Source organism: Streptomyces sp. 3MP-14 (genome assembly GCF_006334905.2).
Taxonomy (GTDB): Bacteria; Actinomycetota; Actinomycetes; order Streptomycetales; family Streptomycetaceae; genus Streptomyces; species Streptomyces triticirhizae.
The window spans coordinates 223,722-237,587 of record NZ_VDLZ02000012.1; the positions used below are offsets into that span (position 1 = coordinate 223,722).

9 protein-coding genes, 1 tRNA gene and 1 riboswitch are annotated in these 13,866 nt (G+C 73.4%); all 10 genes read left to right on the plus strand.

All coding sequences use genetic code 11. The annotated features are described in order from the left end of the window. Positions 1 to 167: 167 nt before the first annotated feature. The 10 genes from FH609_RS20815 to FH609_RS20860 all read left to right on the plus strand — a co-directional run bounded on the left by FH609_RS20815 (position 168) and on the right by FH609_RS20860 (position 13,790). On the plus strand, positions 168 to 1,895 hold the full coding sequence (locus FH609_RS20815; RefSeq protein WP_139672209.1) for an ATP-binding cassette domain-containing protein: 1,728 nt from the start codon (positions 168 to 170) through the stop codon (positions 1,893 to 1,895). Next, the gene (locus FH609_RS20820) at positions 1,892 to 3,694 is read left to right on the plus strand and encodes an ATP-binding cassette domain-containing protein (protein WP_139672205.1); all 1,803 of its coding nucleotides are present in this window, start codon (positions 1,892 to 1,894) and stop codon (positions 3,692 to 3,694) included. Before FH609_RS20815 ends, FH609_RS20820 begins: the two co-directional genes overlap by 4 nt. 139 nt (positions 3,695 to 3,833) lie before the next feature. Continuing rightward, a tRNA-Lys gene (locus tag FH609_RS20825) sits at positions 3,834 to 3,909 on the plus strand. Positions 3,910 to 4,685: 776 nt separating this feature from the next. Next, positions 4,686 to 5,018 (plus strand): RNHCP domain-containing protein, encoded by a 333-nt coding sequence (locus FH609_RS20830; RefSeq protein WP_139672203.1) that lies wholly within the window; start codon positions 4,686 to 4,688, stop codon positions 5,016 to 5,018. 163 nt (positions 5,019 to 5,181) lie between these two features. Further along, a complete protein-coding gene (locus FH609_RS20835) occupies positions 5,182 to 6,177 on the plus strand; it encodes an aldo/keto reductase (protein ID WP_139672200.1) in 996 nt (331 codons plus the stop codon). Positions 6,178 to 6,553: 376 nt separating this feature from the next. Beyond that, positions 6,554 to 7,663, plus strand: a complete 1,110-nt coding sequence (locus FH609_RS20840) for a PP2C family protein-serine/threonine phosphatase (RefSeq protein WP_139672197.1) — start codon at positions 6,554 to 6,556, stop codon at positions 7,661 to 7,663. A gap of 105 nt (positions 7,664 to 7,768) precedes the next feature. Beyond that, a complete protein-coding gene (locus FH609_RS20845) occupies positions 7,769 to 8,305 on the plus strand; it encodes a hypothetical protein (protein WP_139672195.1) in 537 nt (178 codons plus the stop codon). Between the two features lie 10 nt (positions 8,306 to 8,315). Beyond that, positions 8,316 to 10,853 carry a VWA domain-containing protein gene (locus tag FH609_RS20850; protein ID WP_139672192.1) on the plus strand — a complete coding sequence of 846 codons (2,538 nt, stop codon included), beginning with the start codon at positions 8,316 to 8,318 and terminating at the stop codon, positions 10,851 to 10,853. Between the two features lie 8 nt (positions 10,854 to 10,861). After that, positions 10,862 to 12,283, plus strand: a complete 1,422-nt coding sequence (locus FH609_RS20855; protein WP_226961849.1) for an extracellular solute-binding protein — start codon at positions 10,862 to 10,864, stop codon at positions 12,281 to 12,283. A gap of 229 nt (positions 12,284 to 12,512) precedes the next feature. Continuing rightward, a riboswitch (cyclic di-AMP (ydaO/yuaA leader) is annotated at positions 12,513 to 12,681 on the plus strand. Positions 12,682 to 12,692: 11 nt separating this feature from the next. Then, on the plus strand, positions 12,693 to 13,790 hold the full coding sequence (locus tag FH609_RS20860) for a M23 family metallopeptidase (protein ID WP_226961846.1): 1,098 nt from the start codon (positions 12,693 to 12,695) through the stop codon (positions 13,788 to 13,790). Positions 13,791 to 13,866: the final 76 nt, after the last annotated feature.

Below are 13,866 nucleotides of genomic sequence, written 5' to 3' on the forward strand. Positions count from 1 at the left end.
GGGTCGGTTCGGCGTTTTCATTCGCGAAGACATGGCCGCTTACTGCTGTGGGGCGGGAAGGACACATGAGTAGTTTTCGCGCGCTTTTCGGCATAGGAGACTTCTCGCGCAGTGGAGCGTTGAGGGAAGTCCTGAGAACGTCCGTGCGGAGCCGGCCGGGGCTTACCGTGGTCGCCCTTCTCACGATGGTTCTCGCCGGGCTGCTACCGGCCGCCGGCTATCTGATCGCCGCCGGGCTGATCGACGCGGTCGCCCGTGGCACCGGCTATGTCTCCTGGGTCGTGGCCGCCGCGATCACCGCCTTCCTGACCGCATCGGTTCCCGCCGTCAAGGACGCCGTCGTCTCCGTGCTGGCGCGGGAGGTCGAACTCGAGTTCCGGGACAACCTCCTGACCGCCATGTCGTCCCGGCTGACCGTCGCCCAGCTCGAACAGCCCCGCGTGCAGGATCTCGCCGCCTCGTCCAAGGGGCTTCTCACGGAGGACCGAAGCCCGGGGGCGACCGTTCGTGGATACGGCTACTTCGTGCCGAACAAACTCGCCGGGCTCCTGCTCGTCGGCATTCTCTGTTCCTTCGAGTGGTGGCTGGGAGTCGGCGTCCTGTTGTGCGCGCTGGTCATTCGGAGAATCACGCTGATCCTGTGGTTCCGCACGTTCGAGGTGCTGCACGGGGATGTCGAGGGAATTCGTCGCGCCGACTATGTGAGAAACCTGGCCCTGGAACGCGACACCGCGCGGGAGATCCATCTCTTCGGGCTGGCCGACTGGGTGGTCACCCGCCACGCCACGCAGTGGTTCGGGGCGATGCGCGAGGTGTGGAAGCGGCGGTCCGTCGTCGGGCTCCAGATGGTGGCGGTGGCCGGCTCGGTGTTCGTGGTCGGCTGCCTGGCCGCGCTGGTGATCGCGCGGGGCCTCGTCGACGGCCGGATAGGCGCGGGCGACGCGATCGCCCTCGGCGGCGCGCTCACCTCCCTCATCTACCTCGGCGGCCTCCAGCCGGAGGCTGACCTGCCCATCCGCTACGGCTTCGAGAGCGTCAGGGCGGTCCAGGACATCGAGGCGCTGGCCGAGGCCACGCCGCCCGTCGTCCGGGAGACGCACAGCGCCGAGCAGCCGGCCGCGATGGCGGTGCGGAACGTCGCCTTCGCCTACGTCCCCGAGCGGCCGGTGCTCAGGGACGTCTCGTTCGAGATCGGCCACGGGGAGACCATCGCGTTCGTCGGGGAGAACGGCGCCGGCAAGACGACGCTGATGAAGCTGGTCGCCGGGCTGCTGGAGCCCACCTCGGGGTCCGTCACGGTGGGCGCCCCGAGCGCCGCCGAGGCGGCGGGCAGCCAGGCGCCGCCCCCGGTCTCGGCGGTCTTCCAGGACTTCGGCCGGTACGACCTGACCCTGCGAGAGAACGTCTGCCTCGGCCGCGACGCCGCCAGCTCCGGAGGCGCCGACGCCGCCGCCGAGCGGGCGCGCCTGGCGGCGGTGGCCTCGGCGGCCGGCCTGACCTCCCTCGTCGAACGGCTGCCCAACGGCTGGGACACCGTGCTGTCCGCCGACCACCCGGGCGGGGTCGACGTCTCCGGCGGGCAGTGGCAGCGCATCGCGCTGGCGCGCGCGCTCTACGGGGTGGAGCTGGGCTCGGCGCTCCTCGTGCTCGACGAGCCGACGGCCGCGCTGGACGTGCGCGCGGAGCTGGAGTTCTTCGACGAACTGATGTCGGCGACCGTGGGCGTTACCAAGATCCTGGTCTCCCACCGCTTCTCCACCGTCCGCAGGGCCGACCGCATCCACGTGCTGGAGTACGGGCGGATCGTCGAGTCCGGATCGCACGGCGAACTCATGGGGCTGCGCGGCAGGTACGCGGAAATGTACGACCTCCAGGCAAGCAGGTATGTGTCATGAGAGAGAGCCTGAGGGCCTACGGCTGGGCGTGGCGCGTCGCCGGACGGTCCGGCTGGTGGCGCATCGCGATCGTGGTGCTGGCGAATCTGCTGTTGGCGGTGCACGGTTCGGCGACCGCCGTGTCGCTCGGCTTCATGGTGGACGGCGTCGCCAACGGCGACACGGCGCGCATCGTGGGCGGCAGCGTCTCCGCAGCGCTTCTCGTCGCCCTGATGTTCGGGGCGTTCTCCGTCATGCTTCCCGTGCAGACCACGGTCACCGAACGGTCCATCCACGAGGTCGACCAGCGCCTGATCCGGCTCGCCGGCGGAATGGGCACGATCGAGCCCTACGAGAACGCCGGGTTCGCCGACCGGCTGACGACCGTCCGCAGGGAGCCGTCGGCGATCATCTCCGTCGTGTGGAGTTCCGTCTCCAGCCTCTCCTTCCTCTTCGGCATCGCGGTCGCGATGACCGCGCTCGCCTATATCGACCCGCGGCTGCTGCTGCTGCCCCTCGCCGGCATCCCGGTCATTCTCGCCACCCGGGCCGCCGGCCGGATTCGGAACCGCGCCGTCGACGAGGCCGCCATCACCCGGCGCGCCTCGGACCACCTCTTCTCGGTGTTGACCGACCCGGACTACGGGAAGGAGGTCCGGGTCTTCCGGAGCGGCGGATTCCTACTCGGCACCCACCGGGCCGCCCGGCGCGAGGGCAACACCCTGCTCTCCCGGGCGGACGTCACGGCGAGCGTCCTGGTCTTCGCCGGCTGGATCTTCTTCGGCACCGCCTGGGGCCTGGCCCTCGCGATGGTCGCCTCGTCGGCCGTCTCCGGCTCCATCGGCGTCGGCGAGGTGGCGACGGTGATCGCCATGGCGAACGTGATCCAGAACCAGGTGACCGGCATGTCCGGCCTCACCCGCGACCTCATCAGCGGCACGGGCATGGTCCGGCGGTTCCTGTGGCTGGAGGACCACGCCCGCACCGCCCGCCGCCCCGTGCCGGAACGCGGCGACGCCGCCGGGGCCGGGGCCGCCGGGGCCGCCGGCATCGTCTTCACCGATGTCGCCTACCGCTATCCGGACGCCGAGGCCGACGCGCTGTCGGGGGTGAACGTCTTCGTGCCCGCCGGGGCCTCCGTGATGGTCGTGGGCGAGAACGGCGCCGGGAAGAGCACCTTCGTCCGGCTGCTGCTCGGCCTGTGCGCGCCGACCGGGGGCAGCGTCGCGTTCCGTGGTCTGGGCGCGGGCGCGGGCGCGGGCGCGGAACCGGACTCGGGCGCGGAACCGGAGCGCGGCGTCCTGGCGACGGCCGCCTTCCAGGACGCCGCGCGGTTCGAGCTGACCCTCCGCGAGTCCATCGGGGTGGGCGCGGTCGAGCGGGCCTCGGACGAGGAGGCGGTCCGGGGGGCGCTCGCCGACTCGGGGGCGCGGTTCACCGTCGAGGAACTCGACACCCAACTCGGCCGGCGGTGGGGCGGGCGCGAGCTGTCCGGCGGGCAGTGGCAGCAGGTCGCGGTCGCCCGCAGCTTCATGCGGCGCGACGTCGGCCTGCTCGTGTTCGACGAGCCCAACGCCGGCCTCGATCCGATCATCGAGGACCGCCTGTACCGGCGTTATATGGCCGCCCGTGAGCACATCGTGAGCGAACTCGGCATCTCGGTGCTCGTCACCCACCGCATCTCGCCCGGGGTCAGCGCCGATCTGGTCCTGGTGTTCCACGAGGGCCGCCTCGCCGAGGCCGGCAGCCACGAGGAACTGGTCGAACGCGGCGGCCGCTACCGCGAGTTGTACGAACTCCAGGTGCGGGCCTACCGGTAGGCGGGCCGCACCGGTTCGGGAGGGCCGGGGAGGGAACGGGCCCCGCCGACCGCGGGCCGCTGACCGGGGCGGCCACGCGCTGGCGCACCGCCGATTCCCCCGGACCGTGATCGAGTGGGGGAGCTATGCTGCTCCGTGCGGGCCGTTAGCTCAATTGGCAGAGCAGTGGACTTTTAATCCATTGGTTGTGGGTTCGAGTCCCACACGGCCTACCACGACGGAGCACGGCCGACCCCGGGTGCACGGGGCTGCTGGGGCATCCGCCAGATCAAGGCCCCGGCCGGTTCGGCTCGCCGGGGCCCTTCCTTCGCGCCGTTCGCATCCTGTCCCGACCTGGCACGGGGGATCTCTCGGCTGGGCACGTTCCGTGTTCCGCCTGGTGACGTCGGCCACGACACCTCTGGGCATGATGGTGGGTGGCTTCCTGGGAGCCGCCATCGGGGTGCGCGGTGTCTTCCTCGTGGGCGGACTCGGGATGATCCTGGCCCTCGCGTGCTGTGCCCAGGGCATTCCCACGCTGGTCAGGGAGGTACGGGAGGCTTCTCAAGCGTCCGAGGCCGATGACGGCGCCCGCCCAGGGAGCCCGCCGGCGGAGACGAACGGTCCGACGACCGCGAGGGAGGTGACATGACGACGCCTCACACCCGCCCCGCACGGGCGGTGCTGTGACGGCAGGGGACGAGGCCACACGCCAGTGAGCGCGGGATGACACCTACCGCTGGCAGCTGAGGAGGCTCGGCTGACAGTGACCGGGACAAACCAACAAACCCGGTCGTGGTATCGGAACCGTGGGATGAGACATGCCCCGGTGAAGCCGGAAGCGGAAGTAATCGCCGACCCCTGACGAGGGGGAACGGGCGGTGAACCGGTCCATCGCCCGCGACAAGCCTGGGACCGCCCATCCGCCATCGCGGACTGGCGCGGGAAGAAGCGAACGGAACCCTGCGCCCCGGTCGAAGACAGCTCGTTTCTTCGGTCCGGAGGCACCGTCATCAACAGAGCAGCACAGAACCAGGGATTCACCTGCGAGCACTGCGGCGCGTCCGTGGTGCCGCTGACCAACGGGAGCTACCGCAACCACTGCCCCGCGTGTCTGTGGTCGAAGCACGTCGACCTGATGCCCGGGGACCGCGCCGCCACCTGCCACGGCCTGATGCGCCCCCAGCACATCGAGCACCGCAGGAAGAAGGGCCTGGCGATCATGCACCGCTGTGTCGAGTGCGGATTCGTACGGGCCAATCGGATCGCGGACGACCTGCGGCAGAGCGACGACGTGGACGCCATCGCGGCGCTGATGTCACGTCTGACCTCTCCCCTTCGGTGAACGGCGTGGCGGGCCGCAGCGGCCCGCCACGCCCCGCCTGCCCGCCGACGTTTCCGGTTCCCGCCTCGCTCACCTCACCAACAAGGAGACTCGCAAGGAGACTCGTGGTCGTGGCCCAAGGGGCTTCCCGTGGGCCCCCGCGCGCCGGTGAGAGGATGCCCGCATGGAGCAACGCGCGTTTGACAGGTTGGGGCGGCGGGTCTCGGTCGTGGGGCTGGGGACCTGGCAGCTGGGCGGCGACTGGGGCGAGGTCTCCGAGGACGCCGCGCGGGAGGTGCTCGACGCCTCCGTCGAGGCCGGGGTGACGTTCCTCGACACCGCCGACGTCTACGGGGACGGCCGCAGCGAGCGGCTGATCGGCGGCTTCCTGCGGGACCTCGGGCGGGAGCGGCCGGAGGCCGAGGTGCTGGTCGCCACCAAGATGGGCCGCCGGGTCGAGCAGCTGCCCGAGCACTACACGTTGGACAACTTCCGCGCCTGGACCGACCGTTCGCGGGCCAACCTGGGCGTGGACCGGCTGGACCTGGTGCAGCTGCACTGCCCGCCGCCCGCCGTGATCGACTCGGACGCGGTCTTCGACGCGCTGGACACCCTGGTCGCCGAGGAGCGGGTCGCCGGCTACGGCGTCAGCGTCGAGACCTGCGACGAGGCGCTGGCCGCCATCGCCAGGCCCGGCGTCGCCAGCCTCCAGATCATCCTCAACCCGTTCCGGCTCAAGCCGCTGGAGCGGGTGCTCCCGGCGGCCGAGGCGGCCGGCGTCGGCGTGATCGTCCGGGTGCCGCTGGCCTCCGGTCTGCTCTCCGGCCGGTACACCGAGTCCACCGTCTTCGCCGAGAGCGACCACCGCAGCTACAACCGGCACGGCGAGGCGTTCGACCAGGGCGAGACGTTCTCCGGCGTGGACTTCGCGACCGGCGTCGCGGCGGCCGCCGAGTTCGCCGGGCTGCTGCCCGAGGGCGTGAGCCCGGCGGCCGGCGCGCTGCGCTGGGCGATCCAGCAGCCCGGGGTGACCTCCGTGATCCCCGGCGCCAGGTCCGCCGAGCAGGCCACGGCCAACGCCGGGGCCGCCGCGCTGCCGCCGCTGGACGAGCCGACGCTGGCCGCCGTGCGCGACCTCTACGACCGGCGGGTGCGCGCCCAGGTTCACCACCGCTGGTAGCCGGGGCGCGCCCGCGCGCCGCGCACCACCGCCCGAAGCGCCGCGCGCCCGCCGGCGCTTCGGGCGCCCGGTTTCCGCGCCGTGCGGCCCAGGAAAGGCTGCCGGTGGGCAGCGTGGCGCTGCCGTCCCGTGGGAACGCAGGGGGTCCGATGAGGCGGTACGGGAAGCGGCCGGTGGTGGGTTCTGGGGTGCCCGCTCGGCTCTCCCAGGGCGTGTCGTGGCTGATACGCGGCGGTCGGTCGGGCATCGCCTGATCAGCGCATCGGTGCCGCACGGCCGCAGGCCGGCCGTGCCGTGGCGCGGCCGGGCTGCTGGGGCCCGGCCGCGCCCTGCTGACCGGGTCGCGCGCCACGCTCGCCGGTCGCACAGTGGGAAGGTGCGGACGCGAGATCCCGGCGCTGGTTGGTGGCGGCTGTACCCCGCGGTGCCGGGGGCGCTGCTCGCCGTCGGCGGCCTGTTGGACTTCGTGACGCCGCCGCATGTCACGCTCACCCCCTTCTATGTGGCCGCGCCGATCGCGGCCGCGCCCGTGCTGTCCCTCTGGGCGACCGGGATCTACGGGGTGTTGGCGACGCTGCTGGTCGTCGTCGAGATGCTGCGGATCGCCCCCATCGGCGCCGAGGCCACGATCAAGGTCGGCACCGTGACCTCGATGGGCCTGTTCGCGCTGCTGCTCAACCGGATGCTGTCCCGCAGGGACGAGCGGGTGGCCTCGGCGCGCCGGATCGCCGAGACGGTGCAGCGGGCCGTGGTGCCCGAGCCGCCGGGCCGGGTCGGCCGGCTGCGGGTCGCGGCCCGCTACCGCGCCGCGCAACGGAACGCGCTGATCGGCGGCGACCTCTACTCGGTGCGGGAGACGCCGCACGGGGTGCGGATGCTGGTGGGCGACGTGCGGGGCAAGGGCCTGGGCGCGACCGAGGTGGTGGCGGTGCTGCTCGGCGCGTTCCGCGAGGCCGCCGAGAGCGAGGCCGAACTGGGCGCGGTCGCCTCCCGGATGGAGGACACCCTGCTGCGGGAGCGGCGCAACCGCCCCGACCTGGAGTCCAACGAGGGCTTCACCACCGCCGTCCTCGTCGAGCTGCCCGACGACCCGCCGCTGCGGCTGCGCATGATCAACCGGGGCCACCCGCCGCCGGTGCTGCTGCACCCGGGCGGCCAGGCCCGCTACCTCTCCGGGGACGCCGCGCTGCCGCTGGGCCTGCGAGAGCTGGACGGGCACCGGGACCGGGCCACCACGGCGACGTTCCCGCCCGGCGCGCACCTGCTGCTGTACACGGACGGACTGAGCGAGGCCAGGGACCGGGACGGCGTCTTCTACGACCCCCTCGAACGGCTGCGCGGCCGGCGCTTCGCCACGCCCCGGGTGCTGCTGGACTGGGTGCTCGCCGATGTGCGGCGGCACGCCGGGGGCGGCCTGAAGGACGACCTGGCGGTGCTGGCGGTGCAACATCCCGTTCCCAACGGTCAGGCCGTGGTGCTAAGTTGACCCTCCGTGCCCGGTCGAGGGCACGGTGCGAGGGCTCCGGCGCGGGACGCTCCCGGGGCGCTGGCCGGCAGTGACCTTCAGGCGTGCTCGGGGGGAGGCGTCGCGGTGAGCGAAACCGATCCGGAGGAGCCGACCGCCGGTCCTGACGGTCCGGACGACCCGGACGACCAGGACGGGACGGACCGGGGAGCCCTGCGGCTGCTGATCGACGTGGTCGAGGCGGACCCGGCGGGGGACGACGGCCCGCTGCTGATGGCCTGGCTGCGCGGCGACAGCGATCTGCCGAGGAGGGAACTCGGCTATCTCGACGAGAGGCACGGGATGAGCGGCGGCCGCACGCTCTCCCTCACCGCCTTCCCCGGGCCCGCCGCGTCCGTCGAGGACGGGCTGCACGCGGTGCTGCGCTCGCTCGTCAACCACCTCAGCAACCAGGGGAGGCCGTTGACCCTGCGGGTCGCCCGGGAGGGCGGCGGCACGGTGGCGGTGACCTCACGGGACCGCACCAGGGGCGCGCTGCGGCGGTTGGTCGCCGAACTCGCCGGCGGCCAGGGGCCGGGCGCCGAAGGCGGCGCCGACCGGGACGGCGACGGCGACCGGGACCGGGACGGCGACGGGGGAGACGACCGGCGGGGACGGGCGTAGGCGGGCGCCCATGACCCAGGAGCTGCCCAACGCCCGACGCTCGCGGGTGCTGCTGATCGGCGCCACCACCTACGAGGACGCCGGCTGGGAGGACATCCCCGGCGTCGCGTACAACCTGTACGAGCTGCGGAACGAGCTGCTGGGGCACGACGAGCACGACAGGAGTGTGCCCAGCCGCGCCCGGCTGCTGCACTCACCCGGCGCCGAGGAGATGAAGGAGCAGATCAGGAGCGCCGCCGGCGCGGCCCGCGACCTGCTGCTGATCTACTTCAGCGGCCACGGCCACCTGCACCTCGACACCAGGGACAACACCACCGAGCTGTACCTGGTGCCCAGCGACTGCCCCCGGGAGCGGGTGTGGGAGCACGCCGTCTCCTACACCTGGCTGCGGAACACCGTGCGCAGCTCGCGCGCCCGCCAGGTGGTGCTGATCCTCGACTGCTGCTACTCGGGCCAGGCGCACCGGGTCGAGGAGCCGGGCCACAGCGCGTTCGCGCTGCTCACCTCGGCGCGGGCGCGCGACGACCAGGACCAGGGCAACGGCGTGGGCCCCACCCCGTTCACCCGGGCGCTGCTGGTCGCGCTGCGGGCCCTGCGCACGGACCGGGGACAGCGGGCCAGGGTCGAGGAACTCCTCGTCCGGATGGCGCAGTTGTCCCTGCGCGACAAGGGGCGGGCGGCCGTCGACGAACTCAGCCACCCCAACGACTGGGAGCCCGCGCTCACCCAGCGGCGCGGCGGCGGGAACATCGTGCTCTCCCATGTCAGCGCGCCGCGCGGCGCCGACCTGCCCGACCGACTGTTCGCCGTCTGGCTGCGGCTGCGCTCCGCCTGGTGGCGGTTCCGCGGGTGGCGCTGGTGGCCGGCGGCCGCCGCCGGGGCCGTGGCGCTGGCGCTGCTGGCGGCGTTGCTCCCCTGGCTGGCCTGGGACCGGTGGCAGGACGGCCGGGCGGCGGCCGAACGCTGCGCCGTTCCGCTCCAGCTGCGGGTGTTGACCACGCCCGAGTACCAGCAGCCGCTCTCCCGGGCGCTCGCCGCGTTCGACGTGGGCGACCTCGACGAGGAGCGGCGGGACCTGGCCCGCGGAATCGGCTCGGGCCGCGACGACTGCCGCCGCGTCGAGGTGCAGGTCTATGGCGCGCCGGGCGCAGCCGTGGTGGACGCCTTCGAGCACTCGGCCGACTGGGCCTCGCCCGGCCGGCCCTGCGCCGAGGAGGAGCGGTCCGAGCCGTGCCGCGAACTCCTGCGCGACGTGGGCCCGTTGCCCGACGTGTGGCTGCCGGCCAGCTCGGCGACGGCCGACCGGGTGCGGCCGGCGACCCGACTGCGGGACAGCCGCGTCGAGTTGGGCGAGCCGACCGAGATCGCCCGGGTGCCGGCCGTGGTGGCGGCCAACGGGACGCTGCCCGACGTGGCACGCACCGGCGAGTCCCTGACCACGCTGCTGGAAGCGGCGGGCGACGTGCGGAGCGCGGCCCCGCAGTCCTCGGACGCCGCGCTGGCCCACGGCATGACGGCCGGCGCCGGCCGGCTGCCCGACCCGGAGCCGGTGCCGGACGACGCCGCGCTCGTCTGCTCGCTGCGCCCCGACGCGCCCTCGCCCGACCTGCTGCTCTCCGAGCGGTCGATGCTGCCGCTGGTCGGCGACCCGCCGGCCGCCTGCCTGCCCGAGGGCGGCTGGCGCGCGACGATGCGGGACCTGTACACCGCCTACTACCCGTCCGACGTCCCGCCGCTGGACCTGAGCTTCGTCCCGGTCCGCTGGCGGGACGCGGACCGGGACGCGGTCGAACGGCAGCTGGCCGTCGAGCTGTTGGGGGCCTGGCTGGCCGGCGAGGCCGGCGGCGAGGCGCTGCGGGCCGAGGGCTTCCGCCGCTGGCAGGACGACGGCTGGCTCCGGGGGCCCGAGCAGTACAACGAGCGCCCCTTCGTCGCCGACCTGCCCCGGGGCGCGGACGTGGCGGACGCGGACCGGGCCGCCGCGCACCTGGCGGAGGTGACCGACGGGGCCGGGCCCAGGGACGTCGTCTTCGTGCTGGACGTCTCCAACTCGGTGCTGGGCCCCGACGGCCGGCTGTCCACCGTCCGGGAGAGCCTGCGGCAGGCGATCGGCGCCCTCACCGACGAGGACCGGTTCGCGGTGCTCACCACGCCGGGCGCGGACGACGTCCCCTACGGCGTGGCGCTCGACCTGGGCCCGCCGACCGGCGACCGGACCGCGCGCGCCCTGGACGCGCTGACCGAGGTGCGGGGCGACGTGCGGCTCCAGGAGCCGATGGCCGAGGCCGCCGCGCTGCTGACGGCCGCCCAACGTCCGGACGCCGCCGGCCTGTTGGTGGTGATCACCGACGACGGCCATCGCACCGACCCGCAGGCCGCGCTGGCCGCCGTGCGCGAGGAGGACACCACGCTGGTGGTGTCGGTGCTCGACGGCGGCTGCGACCGGCCGGTGATCCAGGCGCTGACCACGGCCGCGACCTGCCTGGACGACGCGGTCAACCAGCCGGTGCAGCTGGCGGCCAAGCTGCGGGTCCTGGGCGAGGGGTGAGCGTGGCGATGCGTCGAGGCGTTCCGACGGCGGCCTGCGCGCTGCTGCTCGCCACGGCCTGCGTCGCCGGCGGCGGCTCCGCGCCGCCGGTCACGCCGGGCCCGACCCCGCCCGACGACGTGCCGCTGGTGGTGGTCAGCGCCGCCGACCTGAGCAGCCCGGACCAGAGCGGGGTGCGCCAGTCGCTGATCGACGAGTGGAACGAGGACAGCCCGGTCAAGGCCCGGCTGGTGGAGCTGCCCAGCACGGACGGGGACGCCCGCGCCGAGGTGTTGGCCGGCCTCCAGTCGGGCGCGGCCGAGTACGACGTGCTGAACCTCGACATCACCTGGATACCGGAGTTCGCCGAGGCCGGGCTGCTGCGCCCGCTGGACGAGGAGCGGTTCGGCGCGCTCGACTTCGTCGCCGACATCGAGGAGACCGGTCGCTGGGACGACGAGCTGTACGCCGTCCCGTTCAACACGGACGTCGGGCTGCTCTACTACCGCAGGGACCTCACGGAGACGATGGACCTGGGGGCCGACTCGCTGCCGGAGATGTACACCGGCCGGCCGGGAGGCCAGTCGACGCCCACCTATGTCACCCAGCTGCGGCCCTACGAGGGGCTCACGGTCAACGTGCTGGAGGCGATGTGGCGGGCCGCCCCCGATGCCCGGCTGGTCGACGACTCCGGCGCTTACGTCGGCACAACCGCCGTGCTGGAGGCGGGACTTGAGGAACTCCTCGCGATCACCGACGAGAGCCACCTCGCCGCCGCCTCCTATGGCGCCGACGAGAGCGGCACGTTGGAGGAGTTCGCCGGCGAGGACCGGGGCGCCGCGCTGATGCGCAACTGGCCGTTCGCGCTCAACCGGGTCGCTGACCGGCTGGTCGCCGAGGGCGTCCCGTTCGGCGTGACCCGGCTGCCGGGGCCGGCCGCGCTCGGCGGGCAGAGTCTGGCGGTGGCCGCGAGCAGCCCCAGGGCCGAGGCCGCCCAGGAGCTGATCAGGTTCCTCACCGGCGAACCCGCTTCCCAGGAACGGCTGTTGGCCGCCGGCTTCGCGCCCGCGCTCAGCGAGGCGTACCAACTCCCGGACGACGCCGGGGAGATCGCCTGCGAGGACGAGCTGAGGGTGGAGACGCCCGACGCCCCGGGCCCGGTCGGCCAGCGGTCCGAGGAGGCCGGCGACGAGCCGCTGTGGCGCCCCGACCCGAGGGACTACGCCACCCTGCTGTGGTGCGCCGTCCACGAGGCGCGCGGCCGCCCGGCCACGCCCTACTACCGGCAGTTCTCCCGGGTGATCGAGGAGGAGGTGACCCGGCTGCTCGCCGGCGGTGCCGGGTCGGCCGGCGGGGTCGAGGACGCGGCCCAACGCATCGACAGCCGACTGGAGTTGGCGCTCCGGGGCCGAACGTACCAGCCGCCTCGTTCGACCCCTTCTTCCCACTGACATCACCGAGGGTGAGAGACAGGACCCGCTCCGCATAACGATTGATGCACTATCAGAATGCGACCCAGCCCACACTGGTTTGAAATTTTGCCCGTTTTGCGGGAGTTGATCGCCGAAGGTCCCGCTGTTCCTCGCGGGTTTTTCCCGGCAGCACTTGGAATCCGGCGGTCCCGTCTATTAACGTTCGATAACGCAACGCGGTAGTCACCCCCGCCGCAAGAGGTGGGGCCGCGTCGCATCGCCGAATCCGGCAGGTGCGCCACCAACGCACCAAAGGAACCGGGGAACCACCACTTGGGGTGAATCGGACGGCCGGGGGGACCACCGCCAGCCGCCCGTAGGAGACCTTCCTGCTCCGAACCCGTCAGCTAACCCGGTAGGTGAGAGGGAAGGAAAGGAGAACGCCCCTGTGGCGTCGAACCGGCACGCCTCCGTGGACTCCCTGGACGCCCCCCCACGGGAGCGCACCACCCCCCAGGAGGACGGATATCTCCACGCCGCCCCCTACGGGACCCACCCCACGTACTACGGCCCCCGCGTCACGGACGACGAGGCCCTTCCCGAGTGGAACCCCGGCGAGGAGACCCTCCGCCCGGTCCGTGGCCGGCACCGCGTGGCCCGCCAGCGCGGCGGCACCATCGCCCGCAGCCGCGCCGTGCTCGGCGTGGGCGTCATCGCCGCCGTCGGCGCCGGCGGCATGGCCACCGCCAACGACAACGGCGCCGGCTCCGTCCCCGGGATGAGCGGCGCGGCCGACACCGTCGCCCAACTCCCCGTGCTCGGCGCGCTCGTTGACACCGGCAGCAGCGAAGCGGCCGCCAGCACCGCCGTGTTCACCACCGCCGGTCTCACCGAGACCGAGGTCGCCTCCGGCCAGGCCGACGCCGGCGAGGCGCTGCGCGCCCGCATCCTCCAGCAGGCCGACCACCAGGAGACCAACGCCGAGACGCGGGCCCGCGCCGAGGCCGTCGCCCAGGCCCAGACCGCCGCCGCCGAACAGGCCGCCGAGCAGGCCGAGGCCGAGCGGATCGCCGAGGAGGAGCGCCAGCGCGCCGAGGAGGAGGAACGCCGCCGCCAGGAGGAGGAGCGCCGGCTCGCCGAGCTGCGCGCCAGCTACACCCTCCCGCTCAGCGACTACCGCCTCACCTCCGGCTTCGGCGAGAGCGGCTCGATGTGGCAGTCCACCCACACCGGCACCGACTTCGCCGCCTCCACCGGCACCCCGGTCAAGAACGTGCACACCGGCACCGTCAAGGAGGCCGCCTGGGCCGGCTCCTACGGCTACCGGATCATCGTCGAGCTGGAGGACGGCACCGAGATCTGGTACTGCCACCTCTCCTCGATGAACGTCTCCACCGGCGCCGAGGTCACCACCAGCGACGTCATCGGCACGGTCGGCTCCACCGGGAACTCCTCGGGTCCCCACCTCCACCTGGAGGTCCGGCCCTCCGGCGGCGACGCCATCGACCCGCTGACCTGGCTGCGCGACAAGGGCCTGTCCGTCTGACCGGCCCCCACCGACGCCGGCGGCTCTGGCGGCGCCCCCCGACGCCAGGGCCGTCGGCCCCCTCCCGGGGCCTGCT

Bases quoted from the DNA above. Each gene is read 5' to 3' on its own strand.
- FH609_RS20820 (WP_139672205.1), top strand. From the start codon at position 1,892: ATGAGAGAGAGCCTGAGGGCCTACGGCTGGGCGTGGCGCGTCGCCGGA.
- FH609_RS20835 (WP_139672200.1), top strand. From the start codon at position 5,182: ATGGAGCAACGCGCGTTTGACAGGTTGGGGCGGCGGGTCTCGGTCGTG.
- FH609_RS20850 (WP_139672192.1), top strand. From the start codon at position 8,316: ATGACCCAGGAGCTGCCCAACGCCCGACGCTCGCGGGTGCTGCTGATC.
- FH609_RS20855 (WP_226961849.1), top strand. From the start codon at position 10,862: ATGCGTCGAGGCGTTCCGACGGCGGCCTGCGCGCTGCTGCTCGCCACG.